This is a genomic window from Amycolatopsis sp. NPDC054798, from assembly GCF_053611505.1.
The window spans coordinates 13080-31479 of record NZ_JBSHAM010000047.1; the positions used below are offsets into that span (position 1 = coordinate 13080).

General features: G+C 67.6%; 9 protein-coding genes. 1 reads left to right on the forward strand and 8 read right to left on the reverse strand.

The window, feature by feature from the left end:
• Positions 1 to 262: 262 nt before the first annotated feature.
• From ACWGIC_RS26405 to ACWGIC_RS26425, 5 genes are read right to left on the reverse strand one after another with little or no spacing between them, the layout of a single operon-like run.
• The gene (locus ACWGIC_RS26405; protein WP_452078607.1) at positions 263 to 646 is read right to left on the reverse strand and encodes a hypothetical protein; all 384 of its coding nucleotides are present in this window, start codon (positions 644 to 646) and stop codon (positions 263 to 265) included.
• On the reverse strand, positions 643 to 1581 hold the full coding sequence (locus ACWGIC_RS26410; RefSeq protein ID WP_452078608.1) for a metallophosphoesterase family protein: 939 nt from the start codon (positions 1579 to 1581) through the stop codon (positions 643 to 645). The genes ACWGIC_RS26405 and ACWGIC_RS26410 overlap by 4 nt, the downstream gene beginning before the upstream one ends.
• The gene (locus tag ACWGIC_RS26415) at positions 1578 to 1982 is read right to left on the reverse strand and encodes a plastocyanin/azurin family copper-binding protein (protein WP_452078609.1); all 405 of its coding nucleotides are present in this window, start codon (positions 1980 to 1982) and stop codon (positions 1578 to 1580) included. Before ACWGIC_RS26415 ends, ACWGIC_RS26410 begins: the two co-directional genes overlap by 4 nt.
• A 38-nt stretch (positions 1983 to 2020) precedes the next feature.
• Positions 2021 to 2707 (reverse strand): QcrA and Rieske domain-containing protein, encoded by a 687-nt coding sequence (locus ACWGIC_RS26420; protein WP_452078610.1) that lies wholly within the window; start codon positions 2705 to 2707, stop codon positions 2021 to 2023.
• Positions 2704 to 3285 (reverse strand): RNA polymerase sigma factor, encoded by a 582-nt coding sequence (locus ACWGIC_RS26425; RefSeq protein WP_037713956.1) that lies wholly within the window; start codon positions 3283 to 3285, stop codon positions 2704 to 2706. The genes ACWGIC_RS26420 and ACWGIC_RS26425 overlap by 4 nt, the downstream gene beginning before the upstream one ends.
• Positions 3286 to 3399: 114 nt before the next feature.
• On the opposite strand from ACWGIC_RS26425, the gene ACWGIC_RS26430 reads away from it, so the two are divergent.
• On the forward strand, positions 3400 to 4671 hold the full coding sequence (locus tag ACWGIC_RS26430; RefSeq protein ID WP_452078611.1) for a vanadium-dependent haloperoxidase: 1272 nt from the start codon (positions 3400 to 3402) through the stop codon (positions 4669 to 4671).
• 386 nt (positions 4672 to 5057) lie between these two features.
• Here ACWGIC_RS26430 and ACWGIC_RS26435 read toward each other — a convergent pair whose 3' ends face one another.
• Genes ACWGIC_RS26435 through ACWGIC_RS26445 form a run of 3 tightly spaced genes read right to left on the reverse strand, consistent with a single transcriptional unit; the run spans position 5058 to position 16628 of the window.
• Complete coding sequence (locus ACWGIC_RS26435) at positions 5058 to 5516, reverse strand: hypothetical protein (protein ID WP_452078612.1); 459 nt, start codon at positions 5514 to 5516, stop codon at positions 5058 to 5060.
• A gap of 5 nt (positions 5517 to 5521) precedes the next feature.
• Positions 5522 to 12349, reverse strand: coding sequence for an RHS repeat-associated core domain-containing protein (locus ACWGIC_RS26440; protein WP_452078613.1), 6828 nt, complete (start codon positions 12347 to 12349; stop codon positions 5522 to 5524).
• A gap of 58 nt (positions 12350 to 12407) precedes the next feature.
• The gene (locus ACWGIC_RS26445; RefSeq protein WP_452078614.1) at positions 12408 to 16628 is read right to left on the reverse strand and encodes a LamG-like jellyroll fold domain-containing protein; all 4221 of its coding nucleotides are present in this window, start codon (positions 16626 to 16628) and stop codon (positions 12408 to 12410) included.
• Between the last annotated feature and the right edge of the window lie 1772 nt (positions 16629 to 18400).

An 18400-nucleotide genomic window follows, 5' to 3' on the forward strand; every position in this document is an offset into this window, starting at 1 on the left:
CGGAGTGACCCGCGAAGCGTTCCCCCGCGCGAAAGCCTCGGAGTCAGATCACCGCCGTGCTGAAAATTCCTGTGGCAGGCACGGATTGGTCGACGATGGCAACGCAGGTGCGGCACACGAAAAATCATGCGACGTTGCAGCATCGGCACCGGTCCACGCGACCGTCCTCGACCACTTCGGCTGCCGCAAAACAGATCCCCCATCGCGAGTCCGTGAACCGGAGCGCACCGCGGGCCTGTCGCTCGCGGTGCGCCGCCGGAGTTCAGGCGCGGGCCGTCCGCGTGGATCGGCGCATCCGGTAAAACGTGACCGCGACCAGGACGAGCACCGCGGCTTCCGCCAGGACGCTCAGCAAAGCCTCCGGCGCGGGCTGGAAACCCCGTTCGGAAAAGCCGAACAACCCGGTCGTCCGCGAAAGCACGAAGCCCGCCAAGGCACCCGCCGCAAGCGCGGCCGCCGCCAGCCGCAGCAAGAAGGGACCGCCCAGAGCCACCAGCACGGCCACCGCGAACGCCGCGGAAGCCTGAACGAGGAACGACGGCCCGATCACCGGGATCACGCGATAGCCGCCGATGTACAGCTGCGCGTGAAGATAGCCGCTCACCGCGAGGCACGCCGCCGTCGCGAGGCGGAGGACGGTGTTCATGCCAGTTTCACGTCCTTCACCGCCAGGCCCGGCCCGCCCGGGCGGTAGGACACCTCGCGGATGCCGAGCGCGTCTTTGAGCTTGCCCGCGGGCAGCGTCACCGGCGTCGGCGCCGGCCGCGATCCCGGCTGGGGCAACGGGTACGCGGTCGTCGTCGCGCTGTGGAAGGTGATGTTGCCTTCCGTCTTCGTGAAAAGCTGGTGCACGTGCCCGTTGAGGCAGGTCACCGACGAGAACCGCCGCAGGTACGAGAGCGCCTGGGTCGCGTCGTCGGTCCCCCAGCCCCACTTCGGGTACATCGCGAACAGCGGGATGTGGCTGAACACCACGATCGGCGTGTCCGAACCGAGCTTCGCGACGTCCTTGCGCACGAACTCCAGCTGTTCTGTGCCCAAATGGCCGAGCTTTTCCAGACTCAGCGTGTTGACCAGCGCGATGAAGTGGACGCCCTTGACGTCGAAGCTGTACCAGCCGTCGCCCGCCGTGCCCGCGCCGAACGCCTTGCGGTACTTCTGGCCGGCGTCGTCGATCGAGTCGTGCTCGCCGGGCACCGTGGACACGTGCCCGGTGTCGAGGGCGCTCATCATCTGCTTGACCTGGTCGAACTGGGCGGGTGTCGAAAGGTGCGTCAGGTCGCCGGTGTGCATGACGAAGTCCGGGCGGCGGCCGAGCGCGTTGATCTGCGTGATGGCCTCGGAAAACGACGACTCGACGGCGGTGTTCGCGGGCCCGGTGAAGCCGAGGTGGCTGTCGCTGATCTGGACGAACCGCAGCGCGTTCGGGTCGCCGTCGGCGGCCGCGTCGCCCGGCGCGGCGATCCGGCTGATGACTTCGCCGCCGGTGACGGTCAGGACCACCGCGGCACCGAACCACGCCGTGTGGCGCAGGAGCTGGCGGCGGGTCATGCCCTCCGGGCCGGGGTCGTCTTCAGTCACGGGGTCACCGTCACGGTCGCCGTCATGAACGGGTGGATGGTGCACAGGTACTCGAAGGTTCCGGGCGTGCCGAAGGTGTACTGATAGGACTGTCCGTTTTGGAGGGTCGGCGACCGCAGCGGGCCGCCGGATCCCGTGCTGGTGACCGTGTGCGCGTCCTGGTCCTGGTTGGTCCAGGTGACGGTGGTGCCCTTCTTCACCGTCGTCGCGGCGGGCGCGAACGCGAAGTCCTTGATGGCCACGGCATTCGCCGTAGAGACGGCGCCCGCGGTCGGCGGCGGCGACGCCGTCATCCCGGGCATCGACGCCATCGGTGCGGTGGGAGGCGGCGCGGCGGGAGGCGAGGCAGTGCAAGCCGTCAACGCCAGCGCGGCCGCAGTGACGAGCAGGAAGTGTTTCACCCCAACGGATTTCCTCATACCAGGAATACGTGCGGGGGTTACGCTCGCTCCGCCGGCACCAGGACCTCGACGACGCCACCGGACTCGCGCACCACCAGGTGCGGCAGCGGCGGCGGAGTCGTCGGCAGCTGGTGCGTGAGGACCGCGCCGTCAACAGCGAACGACGTCCGGTGGCACGGGCAGTTCAACCGCCGGGCCGGCGCGTCCAGGTTCAGCCGACAGCCGAGGTGCGTGCACGTCGCCGAAACGGCGCGCACCTGCCCGCCCGAGCGCTGCACGAACCCGGCGACAGCCCCGAAGTCGAACGGCAGCACGCCGCCTTCGGGCAGATCGCGGGCCGCGACAACAGCTCGCCACTGGCCGTTCTCGGGCCACAGGGTCTTCTCTTCCGGGGGCGCGGCGGCCGGTTCGGCCCCGGACGTCACCAGGTACTCGACGCCCGCACCCGCCGCAGCAGCCGCCGCGGCGGCCGAGGACACCTGGATGAACCGGCGCCGGTTGCCGCCCCGCACTGGCTCGGGCTCGGCTTCGCGCAGTTCCTGGGCGAGCCGACGGTGCAGTGCGGCGACGAACTCCTCGCTCGCCGCCGCACCCCCGGGCCGGGCGGCGCGCAGCAGCACCGCGGTCCGCAGCTCAGCCTCGTCGCCGGGGCCTGCCTCGAACGGGCGCGGCCGGCGCCGGCGCAGGAGGTCCTTGACGAACCGGCGGACGCCTCGAGTGCTCACGTCTCCATCCCTTCCGCCAGCTGGGCCGCCTGGCGCAACGCGCGATGCTGCAGCACCTTCGCGTTGCCGACGGTGGTGCCCAGCTCGGCCGCTGCCTCCTTCAACGAGCAGGCCTGCAGGAACCGCAGGCGCAGGATCCGGCCGTAGCGCTCGGGCAGCTGCGCGAGGATCGCCTCCGCGCGGGCGAGCACGCCCGGGTCCACAGTGTCCGCTTCGAACGCGGCGATGTCGCGCTCCTCGTCCAGGGCGGTGATCTCCCGGCCGAGCGTGCGCCGCCAATGCCCGGCCAGCACCGTCCGCGCGGTGGCCAGCAGGTACGCCCGCACCTCGCCCACGCTCGCCGAGACCCGCAGCGGCCGCAACGCCGTCAGGAAGACCTCCGTGGTGAGGTCCTCCGCGTCCGGCCGGTTGCCGACTTTCGAGAACATCAGCCGGAACACGCGGTCGACGTTGTCGCGGTAGACCGCCTCCCAGTCGGGGTAGACGTCCGCGCCGACCGCGTGCAGCCGCGCGCGGGGCACCGCGCCCGCTTCGTCCTGTTCGGCGCGTCTGCGCCGGAACCGCTGTGCCACCGGCACCGCCCGCCTTCTCCCCACCGGTTTCTTCCCGCCACCAGAGGGATATGAACCGGGGTTACGCCGTAACCGGAGACCGTATCCCTGAGCGGAGTTTCCGACGACCCGGGGAGCGAAATGACCACGTCGATGTCACGCCGGCAACTGCTCGTCACCGGCGGGGCGGCCGCCGCCGTGCTCGCCGCCACCGGCCTGCCGGGGCCCGCCGCCGCGGCGACGCCGATCCGGCCGGGCGGCGCGGACCTCGTGCTCGCCTGGAACAGCGAACTGCTGGCGATCGTGCGCACGCCCGGCCTCCAGCCCGCGACCGTGCATCCGACACGCAGCTTCGCTCTGCTGCACGCGGCGATGCACGACGCCGTCGTCGCGACGACTGGCAACGGGCATCCGTACCTGTTCACGCTCCATGTCCGGGGCGACGCGGCACCGGAAGCAGCGGCGGCGCAGGCCGCGCACGACGTCTTGGCCGCGCTCTACCCCACCAGGTCCGCCGAACTCGCGAGCCTGCTGGCCGGGCAGCTGACCGGCATACCACCGGCCGCGCGCGACGGCGGCGTGCGAGCCGGGCGGCTGGTGGCCCGGTTGTTGCTCGGCCTGCGCGCGGACGACGGCTCCGCAGCTGCCCCGCCGGTGCTGACGCCGGGCACGGCCCCCGGGCAGTACCGGCCGACGCCGCCCAAGTTCGCGCCCGCGGTGTTCACCCACTGGCCCGCCGTGACGCCGTTCGTGCTCGACTGGGCCGGACAGTTCCGACCCTGTCCATACCCCGAGCTGGACAGCGCGGAGTACGCGAGAGCGCTGAACGAGGTCGCCGCGACGGGCCGGGACACGAGCACTACCCGCACCGCGGACCAGACCGTGCAGGCGCGGTTCTGGGCGGCTCCGATCTGGAACTACTGGAACGAGATCGCACAGTCGGTCGTCGGCGGTTCGCACAGCAGCCTGCTCGTCGCGGCCCGGGTGTTCGCAGGGCTGAACCTCGCCTTCGCCGACGCCGTGATCGCGTTCTACGAAGCGAAATACCACTACCGGATCTGGCGGCCGATCACCGCGGTCCGCCTCGCCGCCGACGACAGAAACCCTGCGACAGAAGCGATCCCGGACTGGTCGAGCCTCGCCACCACCCCGGCGGATCCGGCGTACCCCGGCGCGCACAGCGTCATCTCGCAGGCGGGCGCGCTGGTCCTGCGCCGCGAGTACGGGCCGCGATGGGCACTGGAGGTCACGTCCGAGGCGCTGCCGAATGTGGTCCGGCGGTTCAGCACTTTCCAGGACGCGGCCAACGAAGCGGGGCTGAGCCGTATCCCGGCGGGCGTGCACACCCGGCTCGACCACGATGCCGGCCGCCAGCTCGGCCACAACGTCGCCGCGTTCGTCCTGCGTTCCTGACACGGCTGAAGGATCTGCGAAACGACACGGTGGAGCGGGGCGTGGTCGGTGACGGTGTACACCGACCCGCCCCGCTCCACCGCGAAGGAAAGCCGCCGGGCTGGAGATTGGCGGGCAGTGGGGGTGGTGGTGGTGGTGAGCAGAACGTCGGCGATCCGAACGAGCCTCAGGAACAGGCCCGCGTGGACCGTCTTCCCCGCACGAGCGGGAAAGACGGTCCACGCCGTGCTCAACGTCGCCCATCTGGCCGCGATTATCCCCACCCAAGGACGGGTAATGGCCTCCCCAGGAACGAAGCGTCGCCGCCCAGCTTGCCGCCAGCAGGTGGCGCGCGCCGTCAGGGCCGGAGCGCAGGCCGGACGGTTCGGCTCGGCCGCGGGCTAGGATCACGATCCTTGCCGGAGAGTCTCCAGTTCACTGATCGGGAAGGCAATCCCACCCCACGCCTTTGAATATTCGGCAGTGCTGCCACAGCGAACGAGCACGTCCTCAGCCATGACTATCACGCCGCTAATAAATGAACCTACGTCAATCCGGCCGTGCCAACGCAGACTGCCACCGCTCCAACGCCGGGACTCTGATTCCATGTCCGCGAATTGGACGACCTGCAAGTACGCCCCTTCGGCCGCTCCAGTAATGAACAGGAAGGTGCCCGCAGGCTCGGCAGGAAGGAAGGCTATCGCCGAGCTGGACCCCAGCCGAAGGTCGATGGCCGCTTGCACCACAGAACCGAGACCGTCTCCGATGTATGTGGTGTGCACTTCGATACTCTCTCGCGGGAAGCGCAGAATAAGTTCGGCCGAGCCGGCCCGCGCCATCTCCCAATGCAGAGACAACTGTTCCATTGCCATCACCTCGGATAGGCGGTACGCAGAGATCCATCCGGATTGAGGACAACTTCGACGCTGTGCTCGCCTCGGGATCCAACAGGGTAGTCGAAATCGTGTGTGTGAATTGTTCCGTCGCGCGGGCGGCCAGCCGCATCAGGAGTATTTGGCCGCCCTGGCCTTTTTGCGGTTTCCTCGATCAAATCTCCAATATCATCCAGCTCAATATGATTGGAGAAAGTTGTGTTTCCTTGCGCCACTCCCGGACTCCCGTCTACGTGCTCGTGCAGCACATGTTGCCAACCATCCCCGCTAAAGAGATTACAGTTGCTGTTGTGGACGAGGATCGGCGTCCCGCCGGCCAGCACATAGTAGGTGTGGGTGGCGTCGACGGTGAGGTTGTAGGTGCGGATGCTGCTGGTGTAGCGGTTGACGGCTTGAACGGCGGCGTGGCCGTTGCCGGGTGTGTCGAGGAGGTCGCCTGGCCGGAGGTCGGTGGCGTCGGTCCAGGCGTGGGTGGTGGCGTCCCACCAGCGGTGGTGCGCGGTGCTGGTGATCTTCTTCGGGCCGCCGGGAGTGGTGACGGTGACGTCGACGAAGTCTCGGTCGGTGTCGGTGATGTGCAGGGCCGTGACGGTGTGGATCTCGGTGTTGGCGTTGTGGGGTTCGGCGTTGCGGACCTTGTCCCCGACCTTCACCTGCTCGATCGGCTTCATCGTCCCGTCGGCCATGAGCACCGGGGTGTCGCCGGCGAAGCTGTTGCGGCAACCTGCCGCGAGATCTTCGGCGACAGCCCGGCCTTCCGCGCCGACCTCGCCTTCGATAAAGCGAGCACCGCCGGAGACGGCGAGTTCGGTGCCTCTGGCCACGCCGCCGCCGGGGACGAACCACACTCCGACCTCGAGCACGCCCTTGATGCACCCGACGACTGCGGGATCGCGGAAGCAGCCGTCCACCAAATCTTTCGCCCCGGAGACCTCGTAGACGGTCTCCGCGGCTTTCTTGAGGTGGTCAAGGAGCCACCCCCCGAGTCCTCCCCCGTCGTCACCGTCGTCGGACCCACCGGACCCACCGCCGCCTGACGCCCCGTGCTTCTTCGGCGCGGGCTGGCCGTGCCCGCCGGAAGATGCGGGAGCGCCGTGGTTGGCAGGGTGCTGCTGGGCCGCCCGGCAACCGCAGGTGGTGTTCTTTTCGTTGTTGTCGCAGCTCCAGCCGCCGATGCGGCAGGCGTCGCCGCCGCCGATCGATCCGTCGGGCCGGCGGCACGCGCCGTCGGGGACGCCGGGGCACAGACCGGAGGGGTCGGTCAGCCCGATCGGGTTGTCGTCGGCGTAGGAGTAGCCGTTCATCTGCTGCGGGTCGTCGGTCTTCAGCACCGGGTCGACAGTCGTGAAGCGGCCGAGCGCCGGGTCGTACTCGCGAGCGCCGAGGTGGGTCAGGCCGGTCGTGTTCCGGTATCCGCCCAGGTAGCCGTGTTTATCCGGCCACAGGGACGGAGCCGGGCCACGGGACACGCCGTAGGGGTCCTGCCAGCGTTGGGTGACGGCGAGGTTGTCGGCCTTGACCGTGGCGTAGGCGGTGTTCTGGGTGTCGGTCATCGACCACGTCAGGCCGGTGTTGGCGTTGCGTTCGGCGACGGGTGCGCCGTTGAACGTGTAGAACCGGGTGCCGACCGTGGTGGAAGTGCCGGTGCCGCGGAACAGTTCCAGGTCGTTGAGTTTCAGGGTGGTGCCGGTCGGGTCCTTGGTGAGCAGGAGGTTGCCGTCGGCGTCGTAGGTGTAGCTGGAGACCTTGCCGCTGGCGTCGGTGGCGGTGGCGATGTGGCCTTCGGCGTCGTAGGTGAAGGTCTGTCCCGCGCCGGCGGGTCCTTGGGTGAGGGTGCGGCCGGAGGGGTCGTAGGTGTAGGCGGAGTGGCTGCTGCCGTTGGGGCCGGTGGTGTCCAGCGCCTGGATCGCGTGCGGTTGCGGCTGCCCGGCATTGGGGTAGGTCGACTTCGACGTGGTGTCCCCGGCGGCGCCGTGCTGGGTCTGGGTGAGGCGGTTGCCGGTGGAGTCGTAGGTCCAGGAGGTCCAGTACGGCGCGGCGCCGCCCAGGCCCGTGGCGCTCGGGGTGGTGGCGCAGCCGCCCGCGGCGGGGGTGAACGCTTCGGTCAGGCGCTGGAGGTAGTCGTAGCTGAAGCACTGGGTGTCGGACTGGGCGTCTTGGGGAGTGTCGGCGAGAGAGGTGATGTTGCCCGCCGGGTCGTAGCCGTAGAACCGGTTGGCGATCATGAAGTTCGTCTTGGTCGCCCGTTCGGCCAGGGTGGTGGCGAGCCGGTTGGTGCCGTCGGCGTAGGTGTGGGTGACCGCGATCTGGTTGGGCAGCGTCGGATCCTGGTAATTGGTCCGCAGCACCTGCCCGTAGGCGTTGTAGTCGGTCTCGGAGACCAGCAGGGTCCCGCCGTCTCCGGCGTTCTGCAGGGTGATGGGCTTGTCCAGCGCGTCGTAGCCGGTGATCATGCTCTCGTCGGGCAAACCGCCTTGCGCCGGGCTGCCGAAGGAACGCAAGACATCGCTGAGCGGGTCGTAGCGCCAGGAGAACGAGTAGTTGCCGCCGAACCCGGTTTCGGCGAGCGGGACGGTGAATCGGGAGCTGGCGACCCGGCCCGCGTTGTCATAGGCGACAACAGTGTTGGTGTAGGTCTTGCCGCCGGCGTAGCGGCTGGAGGCGGTGGGCTTGTCCTTCAGCAGCGTGTCGTACGTCCACGCCGCCAGTTTGGTTCCGCTGGTGGAACCCTGGTATTCGGCGGTTTTGCGGCCGAGGTTGTCGTAGGTGTAAGCCAGGGTGCGGCCGCTGGCGTCGGCGCTGGTCAGCATCCGTCCGCCGTTGTCGTAGGTGTACTGGCTGAGGCCGGTGTCCGGGTCCGTGGCGGACGTTTTCCGGCCGAGCAGGTCGTAGCCGGTCTTCCAGGTGTTGTGACCGGTGGAGTCGGTGGTCGAGGCGAGCAGGCCAGCGTGGGTGTAGCTGTAGCTGGTGACGTCGGCTGGGTCGCCGGGGTTGGTGTGGGCGGGGTCTTTGTATTGCGCCAGCTGGACTTTCTGCCCCAGGCCGTTGGTGACGACGCTGCTGGCCGTGCCGCCGCGAGGCGGGATCGAGGTGGTGCGGTCGCCGTCGTAGACGGTGGTGCCGCGCCATTGTTCGACACCGTACAACTGGTAAGCCGACGCTGTCACGCGTCCGGCACTGTCGAAAGTGGACACTGTGGTGCTCGGGACGGTGTTGTCCGTGACCGTCAACAGGGTGCCGACAGGCCCGGAATCGCCGTTCCAGTAGGCGTCGTGGGTTTTCCACACCTGGCCGTGCGAGCCGTAGTAAGAGTCCGTGACGACGCGCCCGCCTTGTGAATACGACGTCGGGGCCTGTGTTTGCACGGTGCGGCCGAGCCCGTCGACCAGCGCGTAGCTGGTCGCGTATTTGCTGCTGGACAGCAGCGTGTTCGTGGCGACGACGCTGGGGCCGGTGTTGCTGACGGTGTAGGCGTAGGTGGTTTTGGCGGGAGCGTTGGAGCCCTTGTTGTGGCCCGGTGGCCAGACGCCGGTGAGCCGGCCGAGGGCGTCGTAGGCCGCGTCGGTGCGCAGTCCGCTGTGGTCGACCGCGGCGGTGAGGGCGCCGGTGATCGGGTCGAGATACCGGGTCGAGGTGAACTTGGTCGTATCGGTGCCGCTGACCTGTGGCGTGGTTGTCGCGATCTGGGTGACGGGGCCGCCGGTGGCCGGGGTGAAGGCCGTCGTCGTGGTCAGGCCCAGTGCGTCGGTCACGGACACGGCGCGGCCGTAGTTGTCGAAGTCGGTGCGGGTGGCTGGGGACAGGAAGTGTTCCGCGCCGTCGGCAGGCCAGGAGTCGACTGTGTCGGTCTGGGTGACGTTGCCGGCCGTGGGCACGGCGCCGAACGGCTGGCGGTCGAAATAGGACCGGGTGTCGGACACGATGGTGGCGCTGCTGGCGGGCGTGGCGCAGGTGCCGGCGCTCGTCTGGACCTGGCTGACGTAGTTGATCAGCCACGCCGCGGTGTTCTGGCTGTAGGTGCTGCGGGCGCACGTGGCCTGGTTCGGATCGGCGATGTCACCGTCGTTTTCGACCTGGGTGGCCAGACCGTAGTTGCCGAAGGTGGTGCTCGTGCGGGTGGTGCGCCAGTTGTTGGCCGCGGCGATCCACGTGCGGGTGCGGGTGGATCCGGTGCCGGTATAGAAGGCTTGGGTGCCGTCGGTGTTCGTCGCGCTCGGCGCGGAGATCCACGGGTCGTTGATCGTGGTGGCGATGAGCTTGCCGTCGAGGTAAGTCTGGGATTCCCGGGTGAAGCCGGGCACTGGCTTGCTGTCGGGGATGGTCTCGCCGAGGCTGTCAGTCGCGGACACGCTCCGCTTGCCGCCTCCGGGCAGGGTGTCGCCGTCCATACCGCGCAGGTACAGCGTCTGGGTGACCGACGGGGGTCCGGACGGATCGCTGGTGGCCTGCCCGACGGTGGTCTTCACCGCGCCGTAGCCGCGCCACAGCGACCAAGTGCGGTCTTTCGGGTCGGCGAGGTAGTTCTCGTCGTAGTGCCAGGCACCGCCGCCGACGTAGTCGTAGTGCGTCAGGGTTTGCTGCGACAGCGTCGTGCGGCCGTCTTCGGTGACGTCGGTGACCAGGTACTTGTTGAACCAGTCCAGCACCGGTTCGGTCGCGCCGCCCGGTGTCCAGTACGTCGGGTAGCAGGCCAGCGTGTTCGTCTCCGGGTTCGCCGGCATGGTTTTGCCGGGAACGCACTGCGGGTCGGCGTACTTGACCGCGGTGACGCCGCCCGCTTCGTTGGTGACGGCGTCGATCCGGTTGCGGGTCAGCGCGGTGTAGTTGTTGCTCGCGTCGACTCGGTTCGCCAGGGCCTTCGGGTGGAAGCTCACCGGCGGCAGGCTGATCGAACCGCCTGCCTTCCCGGTTTGCGTGATCGAGTCCAGCCACATCGCCGGGCTGGATCCGTCGCCGCTGGCGGGGAAGGACTGGGCCAGCGTCCACTGGTTCGCGGTCTTCCAGCCGGCTCCGCCGTCCGTAACTTGCGTGCTGATCGAGGTGATGCGGCGGCGGGAGAAGAACGCGGGCGACACGTTGGTGCAGTTCGCGCCTTGCGCGCACAGCTGGTCGGCGGGCACGTCCGGCCACGACGCCGCGTTGGCGGTGGTGAGCTGGGCCGGGTCGCAGGTGATGGCGCCGCCGGGCAGGCAGCGTTCGGTCGTGTCGAACACGATCTGCGCGGGTGCGTGCGTGAACAGGCCCGCGACGCGGGTGTTGAAGCCGTATTCGATCCGCTGCAGGTTGCCGCCGCGCACATACGAGGTGCCGGGGCTGGTGGTGGTCCGGTTCAGCCCGTAGTAGTTGGTTTCCGGCTGGTAGTAGAACGTCATCGCGTTCCCGCGCGGATCGACGACGTAGTCGAGGTTCCAGCGCCACGCCTGCTGACACCACGACGCGGCGAACGTTCCCGCGTTGCAGGGTTCGCCGGGGTTGTTGCCGAAAACCGGCTCGGTCCACGTGGACTGTGTTTCGGGATTGCCGGACTGCCAGCCCGGCAGGTGGTTCAGGCCGAAGAAGTACTGGGTGCCGTCGACCGTGGTGACCTTCCAGTGCTCGCCGCCTTGAGCGCCGTTGCTCGCGCCGGTCACCTTCTCCACCCGCGAACCGTCGTCCGTCCGCAGGCGCCAGGCACCGGTGGCGGTGTCCTTGACCAGTTCGGTCGTTCTGCCGGCCAGGGACAGCCGCGCGTTGTCGGTCGCCCAGCACAGATCACCGGTCTTGGTCTGCCCGTTGTTGCCGCCCAGGTCTTCGGAGCAGGACTTGTAGGACCGCTCGACGTAGCCGCCGCCGCTCACGCTCCAGCCGTCGCCGATTTCCGACGCCTGGTTGTTCGTCGCCGACGTCAGGCCGTCCACGGCCCCGGAGGAGTACTGCAACGACACCGACGGAGCCGGACCGCCCGGGCCCGCCGGGGCGGAAAGCGGGTACGAGTAGTTGAATTCGCCCGAAGGCTCCCCCGCGGTCCAGGACCCGGCCGGGGACAGCTTCGTCACCTTGAAATCGCCGCCGCCGCTGGAGGTGTCCGGGGTGGCCGCGAGCACTGTCGCCGTCGAAGCGAGGGCGACCTCACCGGCGAGCTGCCCGGCTTTCGCGTCATTGGCTGACGCGACGGGTGTTTCCGTGCGGCATTCGGGTTTCTCGGGTGTGCTCACCACACAAGACGGGTACTGCACAAACCGCAGCCGACGCCCGAAATCCGCACCGTAGGCACCCGCGAACGACCGGTAGTCCAGGACGACCTCGACCGGCCCGGACGTGTCTCCCGACACCGGGGCGACCTGCACCAACGTGCCGCGGATGCCCGCCTTGTCGGCCACCGCGTGATCGACCGTGCTGACCTCGACCCGGGCCGCGTCGTGCTTCTCCGGCGAACCGGCTGCCGTCGCAGAGTAGGCACCGGTCCGGCTGTCGCGGCCGTGCCCGCGGGTCACCGACACCTGGTTCCCCGCCGCCATCTTCTTCGGCGACGCGCCGCCCTGCGCGGTGGCCGGAAGATCGACCTGCGCCTTGCCCGCTGCGGGCCAGTGCACCGCCGGGACAGGTGCCGACGCGGTCTTTGCCGGCGCGTTGCCGGAGAGCGTCTTCGCCTCCGTGCCCTTCACCGAGCGCTCGGCTTGCAGCGCGGGCAGGTCCCATCCCAGCCCGTGCCAGCCGGTCGGCGCCGCGACCGCGTCCTGGCTCGAGGCCAGCATGATCGCGGCGATCACGACAGCCGTCGCGCGCGACCATCTCTTGATCCGAAAAGCCCGTCTCGAGCCGGTCATGATGCTCATCACCCTTGTCTGCACAGGTGCAACACGAAAGAAGAAGACTGTTGATCGACTACAGATTTCGGAGGCCGAAGGTCACGCCGGGGTCATCGGTTTTGGCGTCCTCGACGAGATCCTTGGCGGCGCGAAGGCCTTGGTAGACGCGCACGCCGGCCACCCCGCCGTACCATTCGTCGGACCGCGTCCCGTTCCACACGCCTCGCCCGATGAACAGGTCGCCGGTGCTGGGCCTGCTGACGACGCCCTGGCCGCCGGTCGTGTTCAAGTAGGTGTTCTGCTTCACGCCGTTGACGTAGAAGGCCATCGTGCCGGTGGAAGCGTCGTACGTGGCGGACAGGTGCGCCCAGGTGTTGTCGACGGCGTCGGCGTCGCTGACCGCCCACCACGCCCCGTTTCCCGTTGCCGACGAACTGATGAGCATCGTCCACTTAGGATGCTGAACACCGTTGGCGTCCGGCAGGCTGTGGTAGCCGAGCAATTCCGCGGAGAACTGCGCATCGTCCATCCCCACCACGGCCCGCCCGCTGGTATCGATCGCGCCGTGGGCGGCGACGTCACCGGCAGTCCAGGAGTGGTAGGCCCACGCCTCGACGGTGTAGGACTTCTCCGTGCGCAGGTTCGCCGGCCGGCCCGCGTCGATCTGTCCCGTACCGGACACGTCGAACCGCGCGGCGCACGCATTGTCGCTCGACGCGAGGCTGACGCCGCCGGAACCGGTTCCGGTCGCCCTGCTGATCGTGTCGAAGTAGCGGTGGCCATAAAGCGACGCGACCTGGTCGTCGGTCAGGACCTGGCTCCACGCCTGAACCTGGTCGACCGAGCCCTTGAAGAAGTTCCCGGCCCCGAGGTTCGATCCGACCGTGAAACCGTCCGTGGCGCTCCAGGCGGTGGGAAGGGTGTTCTGTCCTTCGAGCTTCCCGTTGACGTACAACCGGACGCGCATCGACGTCTGGTCGAAGACCCCGGTCAACAGAGTCCAGGTCCCGACCTGCGGCGGCTGATTCCCCAGCGCCCAGCGGTAGTTGTCGACAGTGTCGTCGTCCGCCGTGGTCATCCCGAAAACCCACCGGTTGACATCAGGCGAATACCGCAACTGGAACGCTGCCGCGCGTTTCCCGCCTTGGGTGAACAACGTGTAGTAGCCGTTCGCGTCGTCCAGCTTCGCCCACGCCGACACGGTGAACGACTTCGCTGTGTCCACAGCCGGAGCCGCGGACCCGTACCCGGTGGAACCGTCGAAGTGGACAGCGCCCGCGGTCTTGCCGCTCGTCCAGCCGTAGCCTCCGTTGAGGGTCATGGCGTTGCCGAACGTGCTCGTGTCCTTGGCAGTGCTGCCCGTGCCGTCGTCGAAGGCCCAGTTGCTTTGCAACGACTCGACAGTCGTGCCGAGGACATCGGTGCAGCCTTCCGCCAGCCCGTACTTCGCCAGCGGTGCCGCGGCATTGGCCAGGTCGTGCGCGTCCTGCGCGGACAGCACCCGCTGCCACGCCTGCACGTCGTCCACCTGCCCCGCGAGGAAGTCGGCCCGTGCCCCGTTGTATTTGCCCGCACCGATCACGAGGTTTCCGGGCGCGGCCCAGCTCTTGATGACATTAGTGGCCTGCTTGACGCCATCGACGTAGAGCGACATCGTCCCCGTCGAAGCATCGTAAGTACCGGCCAGATGAGTCCAGACTCCCAGCACCGGCGGCTTCGTCGACTTCGTACGGATCACGCTGGCGTTGGCCTGGTCGGCAGCCAGCATGCTGAACGCCCACGCGTTGTCGCTTTTGGAGTACTGCAGGTAAAATCCGCTGCCCTGGGTTCCATCCTGGGAGACCACGGTCTGGAAACCGTTGGTGTTGGCCAGTTTGACCCACGCGCCCACGCTGAACGACTTCGTCGTGTCCAGCACCGGGCCGTTCGTGTTGACGTAACCGCTGGAACCGTCCAGGGTCAGCGCGCCCTTGGCGCCCTCGCTGTAACCGCCGGTGTCCGGATGGGTCCAGGCATTGCCGTGGTCGTAACCGGCGACCCAGTCACCACCGCCGTTCAGGCTCGCGGTGTGCGCGGCCAGGCCGCTGTTGTCCGGCGTCGTGTTCGCGGTGTCGGCCAGCACCCGACCGCCCATCTCGTCGAGCGGCCAGGCCCCCGCAAGACCGACGGACGGGGTGTAGGGCAACACGTGGAAGGAACACGACGCGGCCTCGAGGTTTCCGCTGGCCACGCAGGTGGCGTCCGGGCCCGGCGTGCCCGCCTTGTTCACCGCCTTGACCTTGATGAAGTTCTGGTTGCCGTTGACCGCCAACGCGGACAGATCAGCCGTCGCGATCGGATTGCCGTTCGCGTCCGTTCCCCGCGTCGCAGTGACGCTCGGCGAACCTTGCGGCTGCGGCTCGGAACCGTCGGTGGTGTAGATGAAACGGCCGATGTCGTAAAACCCCGGCGTGGCCATGCCCACCGAGACACTGAAATGCACACTGTCGTTCTGGTGATCGGGCACCGTGCCGGTCATCCGCACCGACGGTGCCCGCGGCACCGTCGAGTCGACGGTGAACTCGCAACTGCCCACCCAGGCCGACGCCAGCTCGCCGTCGCTGACCTGCATCGACCAGTTGTAGATCCCGTCCCCCGCGATCCACCCGCCCGGCACGGCCGCGAACTGCGCGGTCGCCGCCTGGTTCGGCCCCGGCGTACCGACCGTCACGAGATTGCCGCCGTTGTCGTGAACGTTCGTGCTGTGACCCGCGGTCCCCGCGCCCACCGCGAACCCGGCGAACAACGTGCCGCCGTCGGGGTCGGACACAGACCCGGCCAGCTGCGGGGTCTTCGTCGCCACCCACGGCCGGTTCTCGCCCTGGACGCACTTCGAGGTGCCGTGCTGCATCGTCAGGTTCCACGGCGCGTTCGGGCGGGAGTTGTAATCCACCTGAAAATACGGGTTCAGATCGAACCGGCGCCACGCCGCGGTGGTGCCCTCGTCCCGCGCCGCGAGCACGAACCACGTGCTCTGCCAGTAGTTCGCCGCCGCGTCCTGCGCCGCTCGGAGCGCGTTGAACTGGCCGACGACGTTGGAGTCGTCGTGGCAGTTCGCGACGTTCATGTCCGACACCCAGTACGACCAGCCCGGTTGCAGGTTCCAGGTCGTGCCCGGGTCGGCAGGGTTCGAGACCCACAGGCCGGTCGGCTGAGGGCTGCAACTGTAGCTGTGCTGGATCGTCGTGTTCAGAGTCGCAGACTTGATCACCTTGCCGCCGAGGACCGAGGTGTTCATCTGGATGTACGACCGCGACGTCCTCGCGCGGTCGTAATCCTCGTACCCGGCCTTCAGGTTCGACAGATCCCCGGTCGACGCGTTCCAGTTGTGCGCGTCCGGATACCCCGACTGCACCACGACATGCGATTGAATGCCGCAGGAAGTGCACCAGTTGTCCGGGTCCAGCGACACCGGATACTTCGTCTTCGGATCGGTCAGAAACGCTTCGTCCGGGCTGATGGTCACCTTGTCCGGAGTCAGCGCGAAGTCCATGACCGCCTCGCGCCGTCCGCCGCCCTCGCCCAGGTGCTGCTCAGCGGCCGAACCAGCCCCGGATGAGTCCCACATCCTCGACGCGTCACCGGCGAACACGACGTGGCCGCTGGAGTCTTTGACCTCAAGGCCGTTCGTGGGCGCGGACTTGGCCGGGGTGCCGCGGCCGTCGCCTTCTTTGACGGAAACGGTGGCGTTGTGCGTGTACAGCCCGAACGGCACCTGCCGCAGCTGTGGATTCTTCGCCGCCTCGGGAGTCTTGATGACGAGGTTCTCGGTGTACCCCTCCGTCGCGGCCTTCACGGTCAAGTCAACACCGGGAAGGACCTCGGAGTAGGTGGCGGTGTCGCCGGACAGCGTGGGTGCCGGGAGGTCAGCGGTCCACTTCAGACCGACCGCGGTGTCCTTTTCACCGGCCTGGACAATCGGTTTCGCCGCCGAACCGGTGCCGCCTGGGTTGAGGCTGACGTCCACGGTGACGGCCTTCGGGCCGATCGAACCGTCGGACCTCCGCACCAGAGTCGTGTCGATCGGAACCCAACCGCTTCCCTGCTTGACCCGCACGGGATGCACATACTGAGTCAACGACCACGAACCGTCCGGGTTCGCGACCGTCCTGGACGTCTCCGTGGTCTCGGAAGCGACTTCGACTTGCTTGCCGCCTGCCCGGGCGTACGCCGTCGCTGTCGTTTCATCCGGGGCCGAATCCGGCACGTTCGCCGCCGGAGTGGCGAGAGCCGGCTGAACCACAGCGACCGAACTCACTGAGACTGCGGCCGCGATAAGAACAGCGCGCCAGCGCACACCAAATGAACGCACGAGATCCCCCACGTCAAGAACAACCAGCCAACGACCTGCTGGGTCCCCGACGAACCCGAGATGACTTTGCCAAACAGCGTTAACCAAAGAAATAGACCAAGTGGCGTATTCGACAAATCGTGACCGTGATAGCTTAAGGGAAATAAGGGGATCTATGGGTCAATCCGAGCAAAACCGACGAGACGGGCGGCGATCTCTCATCATGTGAACTCATTGTTGGAAAGTCACTCGCATGCACTCGAACCAGTCCGCAAGGAGCCCGCCGTGCCCAACGGGCTCAATAAAGCAGCCTCCTCGTGTCCAATTCAAACCAATCCGCGAACTGGCACGGGGCCGCCTACGGTATTTCAGAACGCCTCGCAGCGCCTTCTGCACCGCACGCCAACACGGCCGTCGCACCCAGAATGAGCTCCGAGGCCGACGCAAAGCAACACAACACGTCAATCACCCGAAAAATCCGCCCACCACGCACGCGAAATGACACACTTGACCGCTGGTCGACATTAATCGAAACTCAATACCTTGGGACTACTTGATCCGTAGGTTCTTCGTGTGATTCCTAGATGTCCCACTGTTTTCACAACACTACAATCAGCGTAAATTCCATCATGAAGGCCCATTCCGCAGTAGTTTATTCAGGCCACATACTCCGTTTCGCATCCGTTTGCATTGGCGAGTCGATTTCGCGCGAGATTCGACAGGAGGGTTCCAAGCAGGAGCTATTTCTCTCACTTGGGGTCCGTCCAGGATGGTCGGTGGCGAGCCCGAGACGCGCCCGAACTGTCGCGGCGCTGATCTTGGCGGTAGCTTCGTGTGGGGCTCGAGAAGTCGCCTCTGCAGCTCAGGCTGCGTATCGGTACTCGTTGATGGCTCCTGCGAGGCCGAGGTCCGCACAAATTTGCGGCCTCGGGGTCTTGGACGACACTGGGTGGTCCTGGACCTCGGGTGATCGCTGGCTTCGGGACTGATCTGGTCGATGCCCGTTTGTAGCGGCGAAGGGCCCCGATCGCTCTTTCGCTGTGAGCATTCATCCGCGGAGCCCGCAGCGCATTGAGCAGCGCCTCCATCTCCGCAGCTTCGATGACGGTGTCGAAGGAACCGGTGTACTTTGCGCGGTGAGGTACGCAGTGACGCCGGCGACGCCGAGCTTGCGGGCGCGATGCTCGAGGAACCCCAGTGCACACCACCCGCCTGCCGGTGATCGCGTCCACGCGGAAGCAATCCGCAGCGATGATCCCCTCCCTCCTGGGTGGTGAAGAACTCACTCCAGTTCGGACCGGAGCGGCGCGGAGCCGGGTCGACGCCAGCCGCATACGCCCCAGACCGCGGACGGCGCGATCCGATGCCCCAACTGGGCCAATTCCCTCAAACTCTGCGGTAACCCCGGCCTCAACAGGCGGGCACCCGATGCATCGGCGTCGAGCGGCGCGGTCCTGCTTCCCAGCGATCAGCCTCCGGTGCGGATTCAACAGCGTCCCCCGCGTGGCCAGGAAGGCACCGCACCAGCGGTGACGCGGAGCGGCGACGACAACGCAGCCAGCCCGAACCGGATTGCGGGCTCATCGCAGACCGGACCGTTGATCCGTCGCCGCAGCACCGAGTTCTAATGTCGGAGAACGAACAACTCGGCGTCCTTGCCGGTGTCCCGGCACAGCAGTACCGCAGGCACGGACAACAACGCACATGCCGCTCGGTACAGCAGCGAAACGATCATCAGC